We start from the raw sequence: 24,937 nt of genomic DNA on the forward strand, positions 1-24,937 counted from the left end.
TATTAAAGACTCTCTCATTAACTGTCTCATTATCAAAGGTTATCGACATATTGCTGATTCATGAAATGATGTTGTACGCTTTTGCTAGACGCCGCAGTGCGTTACACTTTGATAGGTTGGCACTAGTAGATACCAATGATTGGTTATTGCAAAAACGAGAACGACAAACCTATAACAAAGGACAATGGATATGCCTCACAACTTAAATATCGCAAAAGAGCGGATCAGCCAGATAAGCGATATTGCCACCAGTTATGTACAAAAAGACAAATCGCTATTTGACCATTTTATTCATAGCTATTATCAGACGTTGCATCAAGAAGTGGCGAAAGATATCAGTAATATGGATTTGGCTGGTATGGCGCTGCATCATTTCACCTTGCTCAAAGCTTATGACGGCAGTCAGCCGCAGCTTGCTATTTTAAACCCCATCGCAGAAGAGCAGCATTTTCATAGCTCGCATACGGTTATACAAATAGTCGCTTACGACAGACCATTTTTGGTCGATACCATTTTAATGAGCTTGGAAGCAGAAGGTATCGACGTCCATCGTACTTATAATATTATTATTGGCGTCGAGCGCGATGAAAATGGCGATATCACTCATGTCGAAAGTGCGCATGAAAGCGACACCTCAAAAATGTCTTTGATTCATTGCGAAATCGCTTATCAAAACAATGACGAGTTGGCGGCATTAAAGCAGATGCTGCTGGCAAAAATCGATACCCTTGATATCGTCGTTGATGACTGGCAGCAGATACGCGGCAAGCTGACCGATATAAAAGCGGAGCTGGCTGGTCAAAATCTACCCGAAGTGTATTATTCGCCGCAAGAAATTCAAGCGTTTTTGGATTGGGTATTAGACGAGCATTTTATCTTTTTAGGCTATCGCGAGTACCGCTTAGAAAATGATGACAATTTAGACTTATTTGCCATTGGTAATAGTGGGCTTGGCCTGTTGCGCGGCGGAAGTGAGGATACGCTCTCAAAAAGCTTTGATGAGTTGCCTCATAATCTAAAAAAGTTATTAACCGAGCCACGCGTATTGATGTTGTCTAAATCAAGCCGTGTGTCACCCGTTCATCGCCCGGTATACATGGATTTTTTAGGCATTCATAAGTTTGATGACCATGGCAAGCTGATTGGCGAATATCGCTTTATCGGTCTATTTACCGCGCAAGCCTATCAGCTAAGCGTACAACAGATTCCGCTGCTACGTGAAAAAGCCAATAAAATCATGGCGATGGCGGATTTACCACGTGATGGTCATGCGTATCATAAAATGATGCATGTGATTAACTCTTTACCGCGCGATGATTTGTTTCAAGCCAGCGTTGAAGAGTTATATCCTATCGTCTCTGGTATTAGCCAATTGCAAGATAAAAAAAGCTTGCGCTTATTTAGCCGAGTCGATCATTATCAGCGCTTTGTATCCTGCTTGGTCTATATTCCACGTGATAAATTCAATACCGAGCTGCGTATTAAAGTACAAAACGTCTTAAAAGACGCTTACGGCGGTACGTCATCTGGCTTTACCACGGAATTTAACGAATCAGAACACGCCCGCGTCCACGTCCATGTGCGTACGATACCGGGTCAAGTGAATGACGTGGATACGGCGGCGCTACAGGATAAGCTGTCGGCTCTCATGCAATCATGGCGCGATAATTATCAAAAAATGCTGCTCGATAATGTCGGCGAGCAGCAAGCAAATGCCTTAATGCGCCGCTTCTTAAGCTATATTCCAGCAGCCTATCAAGAACGCTTTGATGCGCGGACGGCGGTCGAAGATACCAAACGTCTGGCGAGTTTAAATGACGAGCAGCCAATGATTTGGCATTTATATAAGTCAACGGGCGGCGCCAGCAATCAGCTGCACCTAAAACTATATGGTCGCCAAAACCCTGTGATTCTCTCAAAAGTCTTGCCGGTACTAGAAAACTTTGGCGTATCGGTCATTTCTGCCCAAACCTATGAGTTCGATTTACCAGAGCAGCCGATTTGGATGCAAGAGTATGAGCTGGTATTGGAACATGTTGACACCATCGATATGCAAGTGGTACGCGCGCAGTTTGAAGATAGCCTTAAGCAAATATGGGCAGGGCGCGTTGAGAGTGATTCCTTTAATGAGCTGGTATTAACCACCAAACTCGATACGTACGATGTGGTGGTACTGCGTGCCTTATCGCGTTATATGATGCAAGCAAAAGCGCCGTTCTCTAGTGCTTATATTCAGCAAACCGTGGTAAAAAATAGTGCCATTAGCATTGCCTTAAGCGAGCTATTCGATGCGCGCATGAATCCTAAATACAGTGAAGAGGAGCGCGCCAGCAAAACCAGTCAAACTCGAGAGCAAATCAACAGCGCCTTGGCTGGTGTCAGTAGTTTAGATGAAGATCGTATCCTGCGTTGGTATTTAGATTTGATTAATGCCATGGTGCGTACCAACTTCTATCAAAGAGAAGCAGATGGTCAACGTAAAGACCGTTTATCGTTTAAGTTTTTGGCGGCAGATATTCCAAACTTACCCAAACCTAAGCCTATGTTTGAGATATTTGTTTATTCACCGCGCGTTGAAGCGGTGCATTTACGCGGCGGTAAAGTCGCTCGCGGCGGGCTGCGCTGGTCGGACCGTATGGAAGATTTCCGTACCGAAGTACTTGGTCTAGTCAAAGCGCAAATGGTCAAAAACGCGGTCATTGTCCCGGTTGGCTCCAAAGGCGGTTTTATCGTCAAGACCAAAACCATGGCTGATGGCCGTGAAGCTTTCCAAGCAGAGGGCATCGCCTGTTATCAAGCGTTCCTGCGCGGTATGCTGGATGTGACCGACAATATTGTCGATGGCAAAATTGTCCCGCCAGCCAATACGGTGCGTCACGACGAAGATGACCCGTACTTAGTCGTTGCTGCTGATAAAGGTACCGCTACCTTCTCAGATATCGCCAATGCCTTATCAAGCGAGTATAACTTTTGGCTCGATGATGCCTTTGCTTCAGGCGGCTCGGTCGGTTATGACCATAAAGCGATGGGTATCACCGCTCGCGGTGGTTGGGAGTCGGTCAAGCGCCACTTCCGTATGCGCGGTATGGACATTCAAAACCGTGATGATTTCACCGTTGTTGGTATTGGCGATATGAGTGGCGACGTTTTTGGTAACGGCATGCTCAGATCCACACATACTAAGTTGGTCGCAGCCTTTAACCATCTACATATCTTTATCGATCCAAACCCAGATACCGCCGCGTCTTATACCGAGCGTGAGCGTTTATTTAATCTGCCGCGTTCAACGTGGGACGACTATGAAAAATCGCTCATCAGCCAAGGTGGTGGCGTGTTCTCACGTCAAGATAAAACCATTGTTATTAGCCCTGAGATGAAAGCATTATTTGATATCAGTGAAGATAGCCTTGCACCCAACGAGTTAATCAGCGCGCTGCTAAAATCGCCAGTTGATTTGATTTGGAATGGCGGTATCGGAACTTACGTGAAAAGCGCCAATGAAAGTCATGCCGATGTTGGTGACCGCGCCAATGATGCCGTGCGCGTCAACGGTGGTGAGCTGCGGGCGGCGGTCGTTGGCGAAGGCGGTAACTTAGGCTTTACCCAGCAAGGGCGTATCGAATACGCACAAACGGGCGGGCGCATTTATACCGATGCCATTGACAACTCAGGCGGCGTCAACTGCTCGGATCATGAAGTCAATATTAAGATTTTACTGGGTAAAGTGGTTGAGCAAGGCGACATGACGCTCAAGCAGCGTAATGAGCTGTTAGAGTCTATGACCGATACGGTCGCTGAATTGGTACTGCGCCAAAACTATCTACAACCACAGGCGCTTGAGCTCAGCCATCTACGCGCGGCGGCAAATTTAAGTGACCATCAACGCTTTATTCAAATGTTAGAAAGCGAAGGACGTCTTGATCGCGCCATTGAATATCTGCCATCGGATGAAGAGATTGCCAAGCGTCAAAAAGCGGGCACAGGTCTCACCAATCCAGAGCTGGCAGTTGTGATGGCTTACGGCAAAATGTGGGTGTACGATAATTTGTTGGCGTCAGATTTGCCTGATGCGCCGTATTTCGTTAATGAGCTGCGCCAATACTTCCCTGATGAGCTGGCAGCAAACTTCTTTGATGAGATGAAAGAACATCGCCTGCACCGTGAAATCATCAGTACTTATTTGACCAATAGCATCGTCAACCGTTTGGGTATCGAAGCCTTATTCCGTTTATTTGAGGAAACGGGGCAAACGCTTGCTACGATTGCGCGCGGCTATGCGATTGCTCGTGATGTCTTCCATGTATCAAAAGCTTGGGAAAAACTTGAGTCACTAGACAATCAAGTCGATGCCACCTTGCTACTTGAGCTTGAGCTACGTTTGCGTGATGCGCTTGAAAATGGCGTAGTGTGGTTTATCAATGCCTTTGGTCAGGATTTACAAGTTGCCGATATGATCGAGCGCTTTGAAGACAGTGTGGAAAAATTGACCAAAGCAGGCGGTTTTATCGAGCAGCAATTCTCAGAGTATTTGCAAGAAGACATCACAAGCTTAACGGAAGACGAGCTGTCTGCGGATGACGCGGCGATGTTCGCGATGTTGCCGTACCATGTCGATGCGCTAGATGCCGCGCTGTTGGCTGAGCAGTATGAACGCCCAGTCGATGAGATTGCCACTTTATACTTTGAGGCCTATCACGTTTTACAGCTAGATTGGATGATGGACAATATCGCCACCTTACCGCAGCAAGACCACTGGGATCGCCGTGCGCGTCATGCCCTTGTCAACGAAGTTTCGCGCAGTCTGCGTATGCTGATGGATACTTTATTAAAGCAGCCTGATGCCAAACAAGCCTTTAATGACTGGAAATCTCGTCATGAAAGTCAGCTTGATTCCATCACCGCTGAGATGCAAAAAATTGATAGCAATGATGAAAGTGATATTAGTTTATCAACGTTATCGGTATTGATGAGTGAGCTTAGTGGGCTGGTAAGTAAGTAATAAGCTAAAAAATAAGCCAGATAGCAAATTACAGAAAATCCAGACTATATGTTTATAGAAAAAAATCACCGTTATGAGTTAACGGTGATTTTTTGTTTTTCAATAATAAAAAGAAAACTAAAAAGGCTAATTTAAGGTTATAAAGGTATTTAAACGGCGCATTTTGCCGTCTTTTTCAACCCAGACTTTCTCACCATCGTCACGATAGCTAGCAAATTGAGGTGTTAGTATCACATCACCTTTATCATTCATAATGCCAAACTTGCCCGCTTGCTTATAAGTATAAAGCTGATGGTATAGCAGCTTTCTGATGGGGGTGTCTGATGCGAGGATTAACTTACCATTGGCATCGATAATCTGCGCGCTAACAATCTCGTCTTGGATATCTTCGCTCATGCCTGTAGCGGTGCTACCATCGACTAACGTACTGCGCAAAAATAGCGGCGGCTTAGCAGAAGTATTAAACGCTTCGATATGTTGATGGGCGGCAAACGGAATGATGACTTGGTTATGTTGGTCAATGAGTGCTGTCTCGTCGTTTAAGCTCACTTGCAAATATAAAAGCTGACCTGTACAAGCATTTAACGGATGAATCGCCTTATACTTTGGCATGATTGCCCAGTAGCCTTTATCATCAAGCAGTCCTGTGCGCCCTTGATTGCTAGTTATTTTAAAATAATCTTGGTCATGATCAGAATCGTAGTGCGCATGCTCGATAGGTGCCGTAGTTAGTGGAAAAATCCAATCACCATGACGATTGATAATACCTTGTCTGGTTGTCGCATCTGATGATTTGACGCTGACAATAAAGCTGGTTGCGATATCCGGCTCGGTTTGAATAGCGTCATATTCAAAAGGGACAATAATCTTGCCAGCAGCATTGATAACGCCGTATTTACTATCCTGCTTAGCAAGCACATAGCTGTCCATCACGATATAAGCATCGGACAAATTATCCATGACAACATGACCACTTAGGTCTTGCAGCTGCTGCGACCCGTCAGCTTGTTCGATCAACTTGCCAGCAAACGGCGTATTATTTTCAATACGCTCAAAGTAGCTACTGGGTAAAGTTCCGGCGCAATTAATCGTCGCCTGCGCAGACGTCAAACTTAAAGTAAAAGCAGTAATGGTAAATATAAAAGCAGTAAGCAAACGCGCATTAATATAAATAATTTTAAATAGAGTATGCATAAATGTGCCACCTTAAAATTACTTTAGCCATTAACTGGCAATATGATAACAGCCTTGTCCAGTGATTTTACTAAAGCCACCTGAGAGCTTAGTGACTTGAATTTGGGTCAAAATACGCTCTTTTAGCGCCTGCACGTGCGAGATGACGCCAATCAATTTGCCTTCTTGCTGTAAGCTGGTCAAGGTATCGAGGGCGATATCCAGTGATTCCTCATCAAGGGTGCCAAAGCCTTCGTCCAAAAATAACGAATCGACGCGAATATTATGACTGGCCATCTGCGACAGTCCGAGCGCTAATGCTAGGCTGATAATAAAGCCTTCACCGCCAGAGAGATTTTTAGTGCTGCGTCTCTCGCCACCTTGATAGTTGTCAATGACATTGAGCTCGAGCGGACTATTGTCGTCACGCGCCAGCAAATAGCGATCGCTCATTTTATGCAGTTGGGCATTGGCATGGGTCACCATGATATCAAAGGTCAGACCTTGGGCAAAGGTACGATACTTTTTGCCACTGCTTGAGCCTATCAGTTCATTGAGCTGTCGCCAGACTTGCAAGGTGTCTTTTTGATGAGCAATGGCTTGGCGCTGAGCCTGCTGGTTGCCTTTTTTCTCTTCATTGTCTTTGAGCTGTTGGCTCATGGCGCCGATTGCTTCAATCAAGCGCTGCAATTCATTTTGTGCCAATTGCTGCTGCTCAGCCAGCGACTCTCTATCTTCAGTGGTTAAAGGGTTGGCTTTTTTCTCCGCCAGTGCTTGCAAGGTTTGAGTCAATAGGGATTGCGCTTGCTTGAGCGTATCGTTGATTTGCTGCTGCTGCTCGGTTAAGTGATGACGCTCGGCAGCTGGCAGGCGCGCGCGCATGAATTCTGCTTCATCGCTAAAGTCAGAGCTGGCGAGCGCGGTTTTAAAAATATCTTCTTGCGTCGTCAGAGCAGTGCTAGCGGTCGTTAATTGCTCGGCAAGCAACTGCTGCTGTCGTTGTAATTGTTTGAGAGTGAGCTCAGCACTATCTAACTGCCGCTGCGCTACTGCTTGTTCGCTATGCGCCTGTTCAAGGACAGTGCGTAACCTTGCTTCTTCTGCATCAGGATTGATATTCATGTTGCTATTATCAACACCAATGTTCGGCACGTTATCTGCAAAAATATTGTCTGCAAAAATATCACGCCGCTCAGTGGTTAATTGTGCCAGTGTCTCGGTTTTCGCAATAATTGCTTGCAGCAAATCATCAAGCTCAACCTTTTGTTTATCCAACTGGGCTTGCTTGGTTTCGATTTGCACGGTAATGCTGCTAAGCGCAGTGATTAGGTTTTGTTGGGCATTTTTATAAGCAGTAAACTGCTGCTTTAATTGCACCAAACTACTACGCTGCTGACGCAGCGTATCAAGGTGAACCTCATAGTCAGCTTTATTTAGCATAACTTGCTGGTCAATACTCGCTAGCAGCGGCTGTAAAGCAGCAGGTTTGGTAACGGCATCTAGCTCATACTTGCCCGCAAGATATTTATTTAATATCGCCAATATAGCGTCTTTAAGCTGCGTTAATTCGGCAAAATTCGTCGAGATTTTTTTCTCGATAGCATCCAAAGCCAGCGTGCTTATTTGACTATTGCTCTTAATCTCATGAATATCAGTGGCAAGCTGATACTGCTGCTTTTCAAACGTCTCAATGGTTTTATTCGTTTTAGCAAGCTCATCGCTTAGTGCTTCATGTTGTGTAAGCGTGTCTTTTAAAGACTGCTTGCGCTTACTGAGTTGGTCTTTAATCGTCTCTAGCAATAACAAACCATCTTTTATTAAGCGCTCTTTTATCAGTGTGCAATCTGTTGAGTCGTCAGCTATTTGTTCACTCAACAAATCCATATCTATGCCAATTTGGCCAAGCTGAGTCATGCTTTCAGTCATGGCGTTAGAATAGGTTTTAGCCAAAAGCGGCTGTATTAAGTCATTGCTGTCCGCGCCCAGTTTTTTTATCTGCTCATAGAGTGGGGTTTTTTGCTCGTGCAACTGCTTAATCTGATTTTGTGTGGTGGCATATTCAATACGCTGCTTGGAGATGGTTTGTTCTAGCGTATTTATCGTCGTATCCAGCTCGCTTATTTGCTGCTGCGTTTGAGCCACTTCGGATGGCTCTTTGTTCAATACAGGATGATGGGCGCCATAAGGATGCTCGCGCGCACCGCAAAGCGGGCAAGGATCGCCCTCTTTTAGTTGGGTAATATAACGCTCTAAACTGGCAACCTGTTGCCATGAATCGAGCAGCTTTTGCTTATCTTGACGTCGGTCTTTGGCGTCTGCCATAAGCGCTTCGTTGTCAGTAATGCTCGCCGCCAGTTTGGTCAAGGTATCATTAATGGTCGGCAGGGCAGTGTTTATCTTATTGATTTGGCTAGCAAGCGCTTCAATTTGCTGTGCCTTAGAGCTCACTTGCTCTATCTGGCTGTGCGTGTGCTCAATCTGCTCTTGCTCATCACGTATAGCAGCCAATGACTGCGTTTGGGTTAATGCTGCCTGCTGTTTTTGCAAAGTGGCTAGCGCTTCACGCGCTTTGGCAATCAAAGCGTTGGTCGCATCTTGCTGCTGCTGACATTGATCAAGATTGGTTTGATATTGGATTGATTGCTGATGATGAGCAATTTTTTCGTTTGCCAAAGCGGCATTATCTTGCAGCAGCGCTTTTAAGCGGCTGCCATGACTATCAAAATTTGCCGCATCGGTATCTATATCGTGCAAAGCGGCGGCGTTAATCAAATATTTTTCTATCGTTGCTAACTGGGCCTTGTCCTGATTGAATTGGACGGTATGATTTTCTATCTCTTGGCGTAAGCCTTGCGTATTGGTCGCCAGGCGTTGTTTTCTTTGCTGCTGATCGTCTAACACCTGCATTTGCTGGGCGATTGCCCCATCGAGCTTACGAGCGTGAGCAATTTTTGGTAACGTGATTTGCAGCTCGTCATAGGCGCTCTGCGTATCAGTGTCAGCTGCTTTTAGCGCATTCACCGCGTGCGCAAGGCGCTCTTGTTGCTGCGGCAGCTGATGATTTAGTGCCTGCTGATCATTTTGCAAACGTTTAACGTCATTACGATTATAGGCAAGTTGACTGTATTGGCTGTCAATCTCCAAGGCTTTATTGGCGGCGTTAAGACGCTTAGCGTCAGGAGCGAAATCTGCCTGCGCTTGCTTGGCAACCGTAACCTCGTTTTGATGATTATCGACGTTTTTTTCTAATTCTGCCACCGTATCGAGCCAATTGATTTGCGCTTGCAGACGTTGATACTGTTGTTGCTGCTGGGTTTGCGCGGTTTGATGCAAGGTTAATTTTTCCTTAATCAGCGCTTCTTCATCGGCGTCTAACAAAGTTAAACCCTCTAAGCCAAACTGTAGTTTATTTAAAATTTCTTCTTCCGCGCGTTTTTTTTCAAAAACATGGGTCGATATCGTCGCGTAGATATCTGTACCCGTGATTTTTTCTAAGATATCGGCGCGCTCATCGGCCTTAGCCTTTAAAAACGCGGAAAAACTGCCCTGCGCCAGTAAGATTGAACGCGTGAACTGCTGAAAATCCATTCGTGTCAGCTCAACAATTTTTTCTTTGGTGCGTGAGAGTTTGCTTTCTAGTATTTCATCGCCTTTAAGCTTGTCATCTTTGCTATCGGCATTACTGTCATCGTCAGTTTTGGGCGTTACCAAAGCAATCTCATGGGTGGCATCTTGCAAGTTACCATCCGCCTTGCCATAAGCGCGGCGCTGCCCCCAGCGGCAGCGATATTGCGTGCCATTTAAATCAATGACCACTTCCGCGAAACACTCTGCCGTTTGCCGCGTCATGACCTCGTTGCTACTTTTACTGATGTTATTGATCCGCGGCGTCTCACCATATAGCGCCAGACAAATCGCATCCAAAATCGTGGTCTTGCCAGCGCCGGTCTGTCCAGTAATGGCAAATATGCCTTCATTGATAAACGCGGAATCAGCGAAATCGATATGCCATTCGCCCTTTAAAGAGTTTAAGTTTTTGAGTCGCAGTTCGATTAGGCGCATGTGTCGGTCTTTGTCGTTTGAATGGATGGTTGTGATTGGGCTTTGGAACTTATGTTTTGATGCCGCGCTCATTGCTCATTTATTCAGCTTGAACGTCATCATGGTAGATATTATGGAGTATCTGCTGATAGGCGCTGCGTAATGAGGCTTTTTGGGTATCGGCAATGCCATTGATTTCTAAGCATTTATCAAACACATCAAGCTCATTTAAATCTTGTAAGGTTACAGAAGATTGCTGCTGATTGAGGACTTTATTGTAGGTGCGCGTATTTTTGATTTTTAACACTTCGCAAGTGAAACCCTCGATCATGGCATTCACTTCTTCACGCAGCTCATTGACGATTTCATCACCGTCATAAATCACTTCTAGCCAAATAGACTCTGAGGGCTTTAATGATTTTATCGTAGCAGCGATGGCGGTCAAATCGCCCGTTATCTGCGCCAGTTTTTGAAAGCAAGGAATCGGCAGCGAGATTACCTGCATTTGCCGTGACTCATCATGATGCAGTCGTTGGGAAGTTAAATCAGACGTTGTAAAAGTAGAATCAAGCTGCATCGCCTTTGACTGAGTAAAGGGTTTTTCATCGACGTTAATTGCGGCGCTTTCTTCTTGCTCAACAAAAGCAAATAAATCATCCATAAATTCAGGCGTTTGAATGGCTGCTTTTTTCGCGACTTTTTTAACCTTACTTGTAGTATTGGCAGGCTGAAGAATAGTACTTTCATCAGATAAAGATTTTTCTACTTCGCCAAACTCTACCAATAACACTTGTTTTTGCTGCTTTGCTTCGCCAAAACCCATGGCGATAGGCGAGCCTGAATAGCGGATATGCTCACAGCCGCCGACGCGTTGCGGCACATGTAAATGCCCCAGTGCCACATAATCAAAGCACTCATCAAACATATCAGCGGAGATTTGACCGAGCGAGCCAACATAAAGATCGCGCACGCCATCATCTTCTGTAGTTTTACTACCTGCGGCGAATAAATGTCCCGTCGCAATAATAGGAATATGGCGCTGATGAGCGTCGCTTAAATGCTCCTGTCTTGCTTTGGCAATGCTAGCCACTTCATCATAATGCGCTCGAATACCCTTGATAACATTGGTATCTTTGCTATCCGCTGACTCGCCAGCATGGCTACCACGCACATCGCGGTCGCGCAGATAGGGTACAGCGGCGATAATACAATGCGGTGTGCCATCAATCGCGTCTAAAACCAACACTTCATCATTTAAATCGTCACAAGCAGTACCGATGACATGGACATTTAGAAACTTTAAGACTTTACTGGGGGCATCTAAAAAAGTCGGGGAGTCGTGGTTGCCCGCGACGATGACTATATGCTCGCAGCACAATTTTGATACTTTACCTAAAAACTCATAATACAGCGCTTGGGCTCTGTTACTTGGGGTCATGGTGTCAAAGATATCACCGGCTACGATAAGTACGTCCACTTTTTGCGCGCTAATGGTCTCTTGTAGCCAACTTAAAAAGGCTTCAAATTCCTCATAACGCATGCGCCCATAAAGTCTGCGTCCCAAATGCCAGTCGGAGGTATGAAGAATAGTAAGCGGTTTAATAGCAAATGCAGGCATAAGTGAACTTAATAATGGTTAAAAGACTGCGATTATTCTAGCAAGAATTGCTGTGGTTTGCTTTGCTTATAAACTTGTGATTGATTCACTGTGAAAAAGACGGAAAGACTTATTCAGCATTGATGAGTAAATTGAACTTTGGTCAGTAAAATGCTCATCAAATGCAAGAAAATGGGTATCGGTGATGTCATAAGAGTAAGAGTTAAAAAAGTCTAGCGGTCTATTATTAGTAGTTCCATTATACCAGTCTGTTTTAAGTGGTCTGTTAATAGGTTTTAAGGGTGAAATTACTGGTTCCGTTGGGGTATACCTTAAACATATGTAATTCAAAATAAATATATTACGTTAACCCTACACAGAATAGATACAATCACATTGAATTAGATAATCATTAGCCGTAGCCTAAATAATATTTGGCTTAATAATTGTTAAACTCTATTGGCAAACTACGTGTTTTTTAATAAACGAATTGTAGGTTTATAGAATAAATACAGGGTATTAATTTTAAAAAGATTACAAGCAAGTTAAAAATTATTGATGTTATTTTTAAAAACCTCCAGCTAAAATTGAATTTTCTTCAGTTAGATATTTTTTTATCTACTTTGTTTAGGACTGACGATATCTAGAATCTTGCAACTTTTAGATTATTGAAACCTCCAAAATGAAAATCAAGGAAATCATCATGGATAACTTTAAAGCTCGCAGACAGCAGATGATAGATGACCAGCTCGTAGCGCGGGGTCTACATGATCAAACGGTACTGGATGCACTAGGTAGCGTGCCGCGTGAAAAATTTATACCTGCCGATCTTATCGATTCTGCTTATAGGGATGCCCCTTTACCTATTGAAGAGAGTCAGACCATCTCGCAGCCTTATATTGTGGCCTTAATGACAGCCGCGCTTGAGCTGCAATCAGGTGACCGCGTGCTTGAGGTTGGGACAGGATCAGGCTATGCCGCCGCCGTGCTTGGGGAGATTTGCGATACTGTCTATACGATTGAGCGCCACAAGGCATTGGCCGATACAGCGAAGGCCAAACTCAACGCGCTGGGGTATACCAATATTCAAGTCAAACACGGCGATGGGACGCTTGGCTGGGCGGACAAAGCACCTTTTGATGCCATCATCGTTGCCGCAGGAGCGCCTGAGGTTCCGCAGACGCTTAAAGAGCAGTTAGCGATTGGTGGGCGATTGGTCATTCCTGTCGGTGCCTCCTTAAAATCACAAAAGCTGCTTCGCTTTCGGCGCGTCAGTCAAGAGGACTATCAAACAGAGGATTTAGGCGGCGTTCGTTTTGTCCCCTTAATTGGCGCGGCAGGTTGGCACGATAAAAGCAGTAAAGAAAAAAGCGAGGACACGTCAAAGGCGTCAACTTTGCCTGAATTGATTGGTCAAGCAAGTGAGTCTTTTGCCAGTATCGATGAGGTCAATCTAGACAATCTTTTAGAGCGTATCGGCGATAGCCGTGTGGTGCTGCTGGGCGAGGCGTCACATGGCACTGCTGAATTTTATGATATGCGGGCAAAAATCACCAAAGCGCTTATCGAGAAAAAGGGCTTTACCATTGTTACCGCTGAAGCGGACTGGCCGGATGCGGCGCACATCAATCGTTATATTCGTGGGCAAGAGCAAGATGCGCGGCGTCAACATAAACCGTTTTCTAGATTCCCGACTTGGATGTGGGCCAATCAGTCTATGCTCACATTTACCCATTGGCTTCATGACTATAATAAAGGCAAATCTACTGAGCAAAAAGTAGGGTTTTATGGTTTGGATTTATACAGCTTATACGGCTCTATCGAAAGCGTCTTGAGCTATTTACAAGACGTGGATCCTAAGACGGCAGACATTGCCCGCGAGCGTTATGGCTGTTTGATGCCTTGGGCGGATGAGCCTTCTTTATACGGCCGTGCTGTGATTACTCAGCAACATAGGGACTGCGAGACCGAGGTACTCAAAAACCTGCAAGATTTACTCAAGAAGCGTTTAGAGTACGCTGCCGCCAATGAAGAGCAGTTTTTTGATGCCAAACAAAACGCTAGGCTGATCGTCGATGCCGAACGCTATTACCGAACCATGTATTACGCGACAGACAGCTCATGGAATCAGCGCGATCAGCACATGATGGACACCTTACAGGCGGTGCTTGACTTTAAAGGGTCTGAATCAAAGGCGGTCGTTTGGGCGCACAATTCCCACATCGGCGATGCTCGAGCCACCCAAATGAGCGCTCGCGGCGAGCTAAATATAGGTCAATTGGCACGGCAAAAATTTGGCGACAAAGTCTACAACATCGGCTTTGGCACCGATCATGGTACGGTGGCTGCAGCTTCTGACTGGGATGGTGCGATGGAGATAAAAAAAGTTCAGCACGCGCGACCAGACAGTTATGAGCGCCTCTTTCACGATGCGCCCGCTGATAACTTACTTTTACCGCTGCGATATCCTTTAGATGATGAGGTGCGTAAAAAGCTACTTCCAGAGCGACTTGAGCGCGCGATCGGCGTCATTTATAGACCCCAGACTGAGCGACAAAGTCATTATTTTTATGCCTCTTTGCCGGCGCAGTTTGATGAGTATATCTGGTTTGATGAATCGCGCGCGGTTGAGGCGTTAAGTAAAGAGAGGGAAGAAGGTGAGCTCGATATCTTCTCGTTTGGATTATAAGCACTAGGGTGAACAATGACATCATTTATACCAGAAAACCAGCCATTATTCGTCTTAACTGGTCTGATTTTTCTGGTCATCATTGTTTTGTTGTTATGGCAGTACGTGGCTATCCGCTATGGCCAGAGTCTTTTTACACAAGTGACTCGTTATGTGGCGCGGACTCATCGAGATTTTGCACAAAACCAACGTTTCATACAATTTAAAGACAAGTATCCCAAGTCTTATAGAATACTGTCTCAGCAGTTTGATGTACAGCATTTCTATCGTCTACCTTTGACACTGTTATGCGTGATGATGGCCTGCATATTAGTGTTATTTATAACGCTAATCAACGCTGTGGCCTTACCAAATCCTGTTGGGGCTGTCGTAATGATAGATCGTTTTTTATCAGCGCGAATAAGTTTGCGACCAGATTCTGATAGTGTCGGTTTTTTTGTGCTGATAACCAGCTTTGCGTCTACTCCTATCTATGTTTTGGTGGTTCTGCTTGCTGCGCTGAGCTGCTGGGTAAGGCAGCAACGCTATATCATAGTAGGGTTATTGATTGCTACTTTAAGCAGTACTACCGTGACTTATTTGCTAAAACATGTATTGGAGCGCGAGCGTCCTGATAATAGCTTGCTTGCCGTACAAACTTTTTCATTTCCAAGTGGTCATGCGACGACTGCTATGGCGTTATATGGCTTTATCGCTTACCTGCTAATTCGATTTAACCAAAATTTTGCGCAAAAAATTCGTATAACGACCATAGCCATACTTTTTATCCTATTGATCGGCTTGAGCAGAGTGGTACTGAACCAGCATTATTTAAGCGATGTACTGGGCGGCTATCTTGTAGGTGCGTTTTGGTTGACGCTTGGCATTAGTATTACGGAGTGGTTAAGCGCTAAAGATAAGATCGTATGGAAAGTCGAGTGGTCAACTTCTCATGTATACATAATCTGGCTGAGCGGGTTAGGCGTATTTATTAGTACGTTGATTTACGCAAAAATCTATCAACTTCCAATGTTATCTTAACCATTGTAGTAAGCTACTATGAAGTATCGACACAAATAGCACACTGATAAAGGATCAAGTCCTAATTAGATTGACTAAAAAAGCCCGTGACCATAGCCACGGGCTTGTTGCGTTTTAAGGGTATAACTATTAAAGACACTATAATCAATAGTTATTTTGGTTACGCCAGTTGTCTACATCACGTTCAGCATCTTCTTTTGATTGACCATAACGCTCTTGGACACGACCGACTAATTTATCGCGGTCACCTTCGATATGGGTGAGATCGTCATCTGTTAAATCTGCCCATTTTTGTTTTACTGAACCTTTGAGCTGGTTCCATTCGCCTTTTAGTGTCTGGTTATTCATATCATTATCCATTTTTTGATTGTTTTTGTACTGTTCATCCATACTTTTTTCGTTCACATTTTGATTGTCCATTATGGTTTTCCTTTTCCATTTATGAGTGGTTGAGTCAACGCATCTATACCAAGACTAAGCTCATCCATCTTTTATTTTTTTTATTTATAAATAAGCTATCAGCAATTATTAAACTTCAAGCTGACATATCTAATATAGAGAGACTCAATTGGGCTGTCTGTATAACGAATGTTTAAAGTGTTGCTGAACTATTGTTAAGTCCGCTGATTTGTTATGACGGTATAAGTTATGATTTTAATTAGACCGTTACTATCAGCAGCTTAATGAATCACTTATTCCGAACTGGGATTATAACCATCATTTTGACTCCTCTTTTACCATCGCTCTAAATCTATCGGAAAAGCCAGGTAAAACGGAACGCACTGTAATCCATGGAGAGAGGGATGTCACACCCATTGGATCCTCACAAAATTCAGCTGCAGCTTCTTTGATAGCCTCTTCAAAAGCTTCGACTGCCCTTATCTCATTTTGGCGGTTGTACTCAAGGGCATTTATCTTACTGAGTGTATTGTACTTTGAAATTTCAATACGCGACTGCTGGTAGTATGAAGCAAGGAGTGTTTTAAAAGAGGCTTCTGAAAAAACCACTCCCTCTTGAGCTAAAATTCTAAAAAGAGTTTTAGCTATATCGTTTGCCATCTTGTAAATGCCACCACCTTCACTTTTTGAGCCTAAGTCTTGATGTTTATGCTCATAACTCTCCATGATTTCTGTTTGACAGATACGACGGTTTGAGGTGTTGTTATAAACTTCTGAGAGTGTTGAAACCTCAAGCCCCCAAGTAGGAGAAATCGCAATACCACGACCAAGAGAGCGGATAAATGCGAACTCTCCAGAGAGGGCATAACGAAAACTCTGCATATACTCCAAGTACTGGTTTGAGCCAAAAGTGATCTTGAGGGCTTTTATGAGTGGTGTATAAAAAAGACGGGTCACACGACCGTGGAGCTTGTTTGTAACGCGAGAGTAATAGCCTTTGTTAAACTCAAAATCAAGTCCGGGGTGTACTATGGGGTAAAAAAGCCGTGCAACAAGCGCTCGTGAGTAGTTTACTATGTCACAATCATGCAGGGCAAAAGCATAGTTATCTTGATCTGTGAGACCATAACCTATCATCGTCCAGACATTACGACCTTTTCCTGGAGTGTCTAAACCAGGAAAACCCTCATCTGTAAGCTCTTTATATATCTTTTTTACGTTTGGACCATCATTCCAAAGTACCTCAACACTACACTCCAAAATGCTCATACGTTTCTTTACTTCTAAAAACTGCTCCTCAGTTGCACCATCGAGTCCAAGTATAATTTTATAGAGATACTTCACGTTTTTAAGCTCATCAATAATAGTCTGCATCGCTGGCGTTTCAAACTCTGAGTAGAGAGCGGGAAGCAAAAGCACCATGTTTCTGCGTTTTGAAAAGTGCAACAACTCTTCTTCTATGCTTTCTAAGGAGCGATTTCCCACATTTTGTAGTGTTGTTATAACGCCGTTTTGGAAAAAATCTGACATCTTATTCTCCCTTTTGATGTTATCTCATATAACTATGATCAGTTGAAAATAAGACGGTTATATAAATTTAAACGCGCTACTAGCACAAATTTTACTTGCGTGCTGTGCCTACGCAGACAGAGGCTGCGTAAAATTCATCCTAGTAGCGATATAACACTTTTTAGGTGCATCGACTATAGACTGCCATTATTTTTCAAAACCTCGCAGTGACAGCAAGTGTCATTGCAAGCGAAGCGTGGCACTCTAACCTGCACGGTTACCTTTTATTATTATCGCTACATCTATCATATTTGTGCCACTACAGCCTTATGTTTAGGGGGGTACCATATTTCTTGCTACCTACACCTAAAATCTTTTCTTTAAGCTAGCCATATTTTGTGACGAATTTTTTTAGCAAAGACGCCTCAAGTGCATCGACAAATATCTCTCTTGCAAGCGCTTTAGAGTCCATCAAATATCTCCAGTATAGAGCTATTCCAACCTTTTGGTCCTGGATAGGCTGCTCTTTTTATATCTGCGTTTCCTATGGCACTAAAAGAGCCATCATAGAGGGGAACTAAAACACCAATATCTGCTTTTTTTATCATAGTAAAGTCATTTGCACTATCACCAAGGGCTATCTTGGTACACTTTTGGTTGTAATACTCTTCATACATGTGAGCAAGTGTAAGCATGGCATTTGCTTTGTCTTGTAGGAGTGAGACAAGGTGATAAAATCTTCCCCCTTTTACTATATCAAAGCCCTCTTCATTTGCCTCTTTTTTAAGAGCCTCAAACCCTCTTTCGTCTTGCATCAAAAAAGGCTCACTAAAGTCGCGTTTCATGGCATTTAGGCTCTCTTCTCTTGGCAAACCTGTATGCTGCATTACTTCATCAACACTCATATCTCCAAAACCTTTTATAGAGTAGCTCTGTTTCATGTGTGTGAAAAAAAGTCTCAGTTCTATGTAGGAGTGCGCTTTAGAGAATTTTATCCACTCCTCTTTAAACGCCACCTCTTTTGCAAGTACAGACTCTGAGGGCACAAATATCCCAGCACCATTTTCAACAATAAAAGGCTGCCGCATGCCTAACTCTTTTTGAAGCACTACTACTTCACTAAAGGTTTTGCTCGTAGCGATAATGAGAGGAATTGAGCGATATTTTAAAAGTGCTAAGGCCTCTTTTGCAGGAGCGAAACTATAATCCTGGTGATTGAGTAGTGTTCCATCTAAATCGGTAAATACAAGATATCTATTTTTCATAGCAGTAGGATACAAAACAATTATTTGTCATGGTCGACTTGTTTCAGACCATTTCTTAGCGGTTTTTATTGAAATAAACGCAGTCGAAAATGCCATGAGATCTCTCATGACATCCAGCACTTTAGAACAACCCCTTGAGCAATTACTTTATGGACTAATAACTTGGGTTTATTACAACTTAGATTGGGGGCAGTATAGAATTCAAATCAAAGGCAACCAAATAAAAACACAAGCTAGTATGATCGCAGCCCCGTAACTGTCTTTAAGCTTATCATAACAAGTGGCGATGCCTCTAAAATGCTTCAACCTAGCAAAAGCATTTTCTACCAAATAGCGGCAGCGATATAAATATCAATCCAAGGTATCGTTATTGCTTTTAAAGTTAGACTTAACCGGTATGACCGACTCAGCACACTGCTTAAAGTCACACGCTCTAATGTCGCTACTATCATAGCCTCTGCCTGCTACTACCGTCTGAGTCTGTTTCTTAGTCGTGCTTTTAATTAATATATTGACTACCTTAGAGTCATGTACCTGTTCGCCTGTCAGCTGAACATAGATAGGGTTACCGCAAACATCAACCACTAAGTGCAGCTTGCTGCTATGATCGGCCACGCTCCTACTATAGCTTCATCACGACAACTGGCTGCACCTGTACTATGCTGATGGGCTTTGACCATACTGCCACCTATAAATAACCATTCGCTATCATAGTCTACTGTTACGATTGCCATAAGTTTTTGCCACTTACCTGTTTTACGTCAATAGCGGTATTGGTGATAAACGCTAGACCAATTGCCAAAACAGGACAGTAAGTCACGCCATGGACAGCTCAATCGTATGCGATATAACATCGCTTCAACGGTGAGTCTTAGATTGGGCTTGGTATATATGTTGATTTGTCGCAATATATTAGACAGCTTGTGCCAGTACTCATTAGTGAGCTTAGGGCGAGCCATAAGTGACGCCTTTTTTCTTTGCTGTGGTAAACAAGAGGGTAAGGCGCTGCTTATTTTTTTCAATTAGTGAATTCTATACAGTCCCTAATTAAAAAAGACTATAAAACATGCTGAGTGACATTAATTTGAATTGAATTATAACGATAATTGTTAGTCCAATAATTAAAATAAAGACTGCTACTGCCCGTATGATGAGCCTTTTATCTCTCATAGATTACCCCTCATGCTTTCATATAACTATAACCTTAAAATCCTTCTTTTATTAGCCTTTACTTCTTTTTATCGTTTGTCATTAAGTTATAAAAATAGATGAAGGCACTTACTATTTAATATCGCAAACATACAATCAATTTAGTGAACACTAGTTTATCAAGAGAAATCTACTTTTGGGGCTTAGATAATTCTAAACGTCTTTATACTGAAGGTATCACCATTTTATGTTCAAAATTACACTTCTATGTACACTGAGCTGCTATAAATAATTTTGGCTACTAACACCAATAGCATACAGCCTAATGTTCAAGTCCTCACTAGGGAACCGAACCAGTGAAATTGGTTTGTCATAGGCATACTTACAATAGATTATAGTGCAATAGGAAGATAGAACTAAGACAATTAAAGAGCTGATTAAAGAACTCCAAAGTTTTGGGGATCAAAACTTGATTGTTATGATAACTAATGATGAAGGTGAAACATTTAACGGTAAAGTTGGTTAGCAAAGGGTTTGTAGCTAATAAAGATGATCCTGATAAATATAAGAAAGTTTATTGTGCTTTACACTTCTAAGCTTTAAGACCATCTAAGACAGTTAGCTAGTTTTTTAACCCCTAAACCCATGAAAATCGGTTGGGGATGATTTTTTTTGTCGTGTGCAGAGAAAAGCAAGTCAAAGATTTTTTGGTGGTGTGTCAAAAAGTATGCTGATTAAAACTTGAACAGTTTTTGAAGCCTTGAAAGCCCTATAGAATCAGAGAACTTAGCATAGATTTTTTATTGGCTTCTATCGCCAGCATACTTTTTAGAACACCACCCAAAAATTTTATCTAAACATCAAGAATGATGCAGGTTGTGGTGGCATGGGCATATAATTTGCCATCAGGCCCTACAATTTTGCCTTCAGCAGTCGCTGTTCTCCGACCAGCATGAATGACTTTGCCTTCAGCCCGTACTAAAGGTGTTGCCACTGTCAAAGCTCGCACCATATTTACTTTTATCTCTAACGTTGTATAGGTTTTTCCTGCTGGTAAGAGGGTATGGACAGCACAACCAACAGCAGAATCTAAAAGCGTGCAAAACCAGCCACCGTGGACTGTACCCAATGGGTTGTAATGATGACGCTTTGGACGTCCTTGAAAAACCGCAATACCCTTTTCCATATGAATAGGAGTGTAGTCAAGTGTCAGACCAATAGGAGGATGAGGCAGCTCTCCTGCAAACATAGCATTAAAAATATCCATACCACTGCGAGTAGTTAAGTCTGATAATGGAATGACATCAGCGTCACCTAGCTTTTCTCTAATACGTGTTTCTTCTGCTTCCCATGTTGCTATTGTTTCTTCGACATTCATTTTCAATTCCTTAAAACGATAAATAAGAGGTTAGGCTATTTTTATAAAGGCTAAAGTTTCACCAATTAGTACTCTTAATGCCCACTTTTATTTTTAAAGTACATCGTTACATAGGCGATTAACCAAAAGGCACAAATTGCTTGAAACCAGATAAGACTGTGCATGGTAACAGTCATGATATTATCAGTCTCTATGTTGTAGTGCAGTAACGACAACAACCCCATTAATGCATACAAATAAAGCCACCAACGTCCCTTGGCCATCTGGCTTTTGACAGCCACGATCAGGCCATAGATACCAATTGGTGTCATGACGAACCAGAAAGCATCTACGAGCTGGGGAGATAGCCAATCAGGTTCAGGATAGTGGTCAAAGTGAATCACATTATGAACATAGTGTAAAATGCTCGAAAACACATTAAGTAATACAATGAAAATTAAAGTTTTATAGTATTTGTAGCGATTTATCATGGTGTACCTTGTTGATCGTCTTTAAAATATCTTGCCAAATATGAGTGTTTTTACTTCTAAAGTAACCAAAATGTCCAACTGATTGGTCTGAGCCCTTGCGAATGCTATAGCGTTTAAAAGTGATAGGTCGATCGCTGGTCACATTTTTCCAAAAGTTATGCAGGTTGCGTTCAGTACAGATTTCATCATCATCGGCAGTGAAGACGAAAGTTGGCACATTAAAATTTTTGTAAGTACCAAGGGGAATGGTTTTCCCATAGAATTTATCTGAGAAAAACAGCTCTTTTTCTCGGCACCAAGCACCCCATTCCTCTGTAAAACCAGCTGGCAAATCTTCCATGAGTTTGAAGCTTTTAGCCGGCACATAATTAAAGACTTTATTACTAAGCGGTGCTAAAAAACGAAAAAAGAAATTGGCTTTAAGACGATAGCGAAGCGGCATATAGCTAAAATATCCTGCTGAGACAGCCACTGCGATTAAAGCATCCAATTGATCAGCATTATGAGCAAGGCCAACTTGTTGACCTCCAGCGCTATGCCCTACGCAATACAAGGGTAAGTCATTGAACAGGCGCTTGGCTGTATCGATGGCAGCTGGAATGTCGTACCGTCCGATATCAGAATACTGATAATGACACTCCTTTAGATGACTTGTTTTAGAATCGCAAAAACCTCTATAGTTCCAAAGAATGACATGAAAACCATGCTCTCTTAAGTATTTAGCAAACGGCAAATAATAAGAAGTTTTAGTAGCGGTTCCTGGATTTATTAGAACAACGGCCTTAGGGTTATTCGCTTTATAGAGGGTTGCACGCAGCTCGACGTTGTCGTCCGTCAGAATATTTATATCCATAAAAGAACCTACTTGTTGTTAATTAACGCCTACTATAAACTATGGACATTACTCCACAGTCAAGCGTTAATTGAGGGTGCTCGATAATGAATATAAAAGAATTGACCGAAGCCGTAGGACTAAGCAGAGATACGATCCGTTTTTACGAAAGGGAAGGATTAATTTCGTCACCATCTAGAAAATCTAATGGTTATAGAGATTACGATAACAGGATTGTGGAACAGCTCAATATGATTATTATGGCGAAGGAGTTAGGTTTCACCTTAAAAGAGATTAGAGAGCTAACAGAGCTATTGTATTCAAACAACCTGACGCAATCACAAATGGGTGAAAAGCTTCTAGAAAAAAACAAACAGCTAGAAATTAAAATTTCAGAACTGTCTAAGATGAAAACGTTAATCGATAATGCATTAAAAGGTATGTGTGAATATAAGGATAAGTTGGCGCTTTGAGACCTTCCTAAATTTTGTGTAAGTATTTAATCTAAACGTCAGTTACACAGAATCTGGGATGGTCTCTTCAAGTCCTCACTAGCGCACCGATCATAGATAGAATATCTATGGTAAGTACATCATGAAGTACACTGTGGCTATCTCAGCAAGTTGAAACCTTAATACCATTAGCTCACAGCCAAAGATTCAAGTCCTCACTAGGGTACCGAATTAGTTAAAGCACCTAATTGGTTCCTCGTAGGTATACCTTTAACAAACTATTATTATGTCAACGTCATAGAGGTTTTTGATGCTCTCTACAATCTCGATAGTTGCTTGACCTTAATCGCACTTAACCAATTACTAGTTGCTCCACATCATCAGCGGTCGCCAAATTAGCGACCATTGATAGCGCATGTGCTTGCTGGCTAGTAGGGGCTTTTGCCGCCGCTGTCTTGCCACCGCGCAACCAATTGTTATCAGTATCAGCAGCATTTTCGTTGTTTTGCTCATTGTCTACATGATACCAAGCCAGATCATGATGCAGTCCAACCACATCTCCCATAATCAGCAGAGCAGGCGTGGGTAGCTGGTTTTGTTCTTGCAACTCAACGATATTGGCAAGCGTACCAGTCAAAACTTGCTGATTGGGCATACTGGCATTAGAGACAATGGCGATAGGGGTATCGCTACTACGTCCAGCATCAATCAAACCTGTCGTCAAGCGTGGTAGTGAATGCAGCCCCATATAAAACACCACCGTCTCGTCGGTATTTAAAAAGCTTTTAAAGTTGCTGTTTGGCGTGCCAGCCTTCAAAAACCCCGTGACAAAACGTACCGACTGCGAGTGATCACGGTGCGTCAAAGGAATACCTGCATAACTTGCAGCAGCATTAGCAGCAGTGATACCAGGCACAACTTGATAAGGGACGCCATGCGCACGCAAGCTTTCAATCTCTTCACCGCCGCGGCCAAAGATAAAGGGATCACCGCCTTTTAAACGCACCACACGGCGACCTTCTTTTGCACTATTGACAAGCAGCTCATTGATGCCAAACTGAGCGACGGCATGGTTGCTACGTTTTTTACCGACAAATACTTTGTCAGCATCGCGGCGGCATAAATCCAATACTTGCGGTGATACTAACGCATCATAATAGACGATATCGGCTTGCTGCATGAGGCGTAGGGCTTTAAAGGTCAGCAGCTCTGGATCACCGGGGCCTGCACCGACGATATAAACTTCGCCCATTGTATTTTTTACAGATTGAGACTCTACAGATATATCATCTGCTGTATTTTTTTTATTGATAGCAGATGCAGTGTTATCTAAATCGGCTTGCAGTCGCGCCGCTGCTGCATTTTCATTACCAGCAAACATCAGCTGACTGACTTCACCTTCAAAAGCGCGCTCCCAGAACTGACGACGTCCTGTCAGCGTTGGGATTTTGGTTTTTACCTCATCCCGAAAGTCACCAGCCAGCTTGGCCAATTTGCCATAACCTTGCGGGATTAACGTCTCTAAACGTGCGCGCAGTAAACGTGCCAGCACCGGCGCTTTGCCATTGGATGAAATGCCAATCACAATTGGATTACGATCGACGATGGCTGGGAAAATAAAGTCGCATAAATGCGGCGTATCAACGACGTTGACGGGAATATTCAGCTCGCTGGCATCAGCATGAATTTGATGATTGAGCGCTTCATCATCCGTTGCGGCGATAATAACGCGTGCGCCAGTCATATAAGCTTTATTGTAGTTTTCATAAATCAGTTCGTGCTTGGCTTTGTCCTTAGTATGGCTGAGCAAAGCTTGTATTTCAGCACTGATAGTTGGTGCAAGAATCGTGATCGCAGCACCAGCGCGCCTGAGTAAGTCAGCTTTACGTAGCGCGACATCACCGCCACCAACGATCAGTACTTTGCGGTCTTCTAATTTAAAAAATAGCGGAAAGGTGTTCATA

14 protein-coding genes and 1 pseudogene are annotated in these 24,937 nt (G+C 43.1%); 4 read left to right on the top strand and 11 right to left on the bottom strand.

All coding sequences use genetic code 11. The features are described 5' to 3' along the window. The first annotated feature begins 190 nt into the window (after positions 1-190). The gene (locus RAH45_RS06195; RefSeq protein WP_306495836.1) at positions 191-4,999 is read left to right on the top strand and encodes an NAD-glutamate dehydrogenase; all 4,809 of its coding nucleotides are present in this window, start codon (positions 191-193) and stop codon (positions 4,997-4,999) included. 126 nt (positions 5,000-5,125) lie between these two features. Here the strand turns inward: RAH45_RS06195 and RAH45_RS06200 are convergent, their stop codons facing one another. The 3 genes from RAH45_RS06200 to RAH45_RS06210 all read right to left on the bottom strand — a co-directional run bounded on the left by RAH45_RS06200 (position 5,126) and on the right by RAH45_RS06210 (position 11,831). Then, positions 5,126-6,193 (bottom strand): WG repeat-containing protein, encoded by a 1,068-nt coding sequence (locus RAH45_RS06200; protein WP_306495838.1) that lies wholly within the window; start codon positions 6,191-6,193, stop codon positions 5,126-5,128. Between the two features lie 30 nt (positions 6,194-6,223). After that, complete coding sequence (locus RAH45_RS06205; RefSeq protein ID WP_306495840.1) at positions 6,224-10,234, bottom strand: AAA family ATPase; 4,011 nt, start codon at positions 10,232-10,234, stop codon at positions 6,224-6,226. Positions 10,235-10,313: 79 nt separating this feature from the next. Further along, entirely contained in the window at positions 10,314-11,831 is a 1,518-nt protein-coding gene (locus RAH45_RS06210) for an exonuclease SbcCD subunit D C-terminal domain-containing protein (protein ID WP_198327802.1), read from the bottom strand. Between the two features lie 682 nt (positions 11,832-12,513). Here RAH45_RS06210 and RAH45_RS06215 point away from each other — a divergent pair. Together RAH45_RS06215 and RAH45_RS06220 are read left to right on the top strand one after the other, a co-directional pair. Then, complete coding sequence (locus RAH45_RS06215; protein WP_198327801.1) at positions 12,514-14,499, top strand: protein-L-isoaspartate(D-aspartate) O-methyltransferase; 1,986 nt, start codon at positions 12,514-12,516, stop codon at positions 14,497-14,499. Between the two features lie 15 nt (positions 14,500-14,514). Next, complete coding sequence (locus tag RAH45_RS06220; protein WP_306495842.1) at positions 14,515-15,519, top strand: phosphatase PAP2 family protein; 1,005 nt, start codon at positions 14,515-14,517, stop codon at positions 15,517-15,519. A 144-nt stretch (positions 15,520-15,663) separates the two neighbouring features. Here the strand turns inward: RAH45_RS06220 and RAH45_RS06225 are convergent, their stop codons facing one another. The 7 genes and pseudogenes from RAH45_RS06225 to RAH45_RS06255 all read right to left on the bottom strand — a co-directional run bounded on the left by RAH45_RS06225 (position 15,664) and on the right by RAH45_RS06255 (position 22,542). Then, complete coding sequence (locus RAH45_RS06225; protein ID WP_198327862.1) at positions 15,664-15,867, bottom strand: CsbD family protein; 204 nt, start codon at positions 15,865-15,867, stop codon at positions 15,664-15,666. A gap of 369 nt (positions 15,868-16,236) precedes the next feature. After that, positions 16,237-17,448 carry a glycosyltransferase family protein gene (locus tag RAH45_RS06230; protein WP_198327799.1) on the bottom strand — a complete coding sequence of 404 codons (1,212 nt, stop codon included), beginning with the start codon at positions 17,446-17,448 and terminating at the stop codon, positions 16,237-16,239. A 440-nt stretch (positions 17,449-17,888) separates the two neighbouring features. Further along, positions 17,889-18,692 (bottom strand): HAD-IIB family hydrolase, encoded by an 804-nt coding sequence (locus RAH45_RS06235; protein WP_198327798.1) that lies wholly within the window; start codon positions 18,690-18,692, stop codon positions 17,889-17,891. 201 nt (positions 18,693-18,893) lie between these two features. After that, a pseudogene (locus tag RAH45_RS06240) lies at positions 18,894-19,651 on the bottom strand (IS5 family transposase). Positions 19,652-20,694: 1,043 nt separating this feature from the next. Further along, a complete protein-coding gene (locus tag RAH45_RS06245) occupies positions 20,695-21,219 on the bottom strand; it encodes a PaaI family thioesterase (RefSeq protein ID WP_306495844.1) in 525 nt (174 codons plus the stop codon). Positions 21,220-21,293: 74 nt separating this feature from the next. Further along, complete coding sequence (locus RAH45_RS06250; RefSeq protein WP_306495846.1) at positions 21,294-21,602, bottom strand: hypothetical protein; 309 nt, start codon at positions 21,600-21,602, stop codon at positions 21,294-21,296. 61 nt (positions 21,603-21,663) lie between these two features. Continuing rightward, complete coding sequence (locus RAH45_RS06255; protein ID WP_306495848.1) at positions 21,664-22,542, bottom strand: alpha/beta hydrolase family protein; 879 nt, start codon at positions 22,540-22,542, stop codon at positions 21,664-21,666. Between the two features lie 86 nt (positions 22,543-22,628). Between RAH45_RS06255 and RAH45_RS06260 the strand changes: the two genes are divergently transcribed. Continuing rightward, the gene (locus RAH45_RS06260) at positions 22,629-22,994 is read left to right on the top strand and encodes a MerR family transcriptional regulator (protein ID WP_306495850.1); all 366 of its coding nucleotides are present in this window, start codon (positions 22,629-22,631) and stop codon (positions 22,992-22,994) included. Positions 22,995-23,325: 331 nt separating this feature from the next. On the opposite strand, the gene cysG is transcribed toward RAH45_RS06260, so the two are convergent. Beyond that, positions 23,326-24,936: a siroheme synthase CysG gene (gene cysG / locus RAH45_RS06265; protein ID WP_306495852.1), complete on the bottom strand. Its 1,611-nt coding sequence runs from the start codon at positions 24,934-24,936 to the stop codon at positions 23,326-23,328. Position 24,937 lies beyond the last annotated feature (1 nt).

Origin of the sequence: Psychrobacter sp. van23A (assembly GCF_030845275.1) — a bacterium.
Classification (GTDB): domain Bacteria; phylum Pseudomonadota; class Gammaproteobacteria; order Pseudomonadales; family Moraxellaceae; genus Psychrobacter; species Psychrobacter faecalis.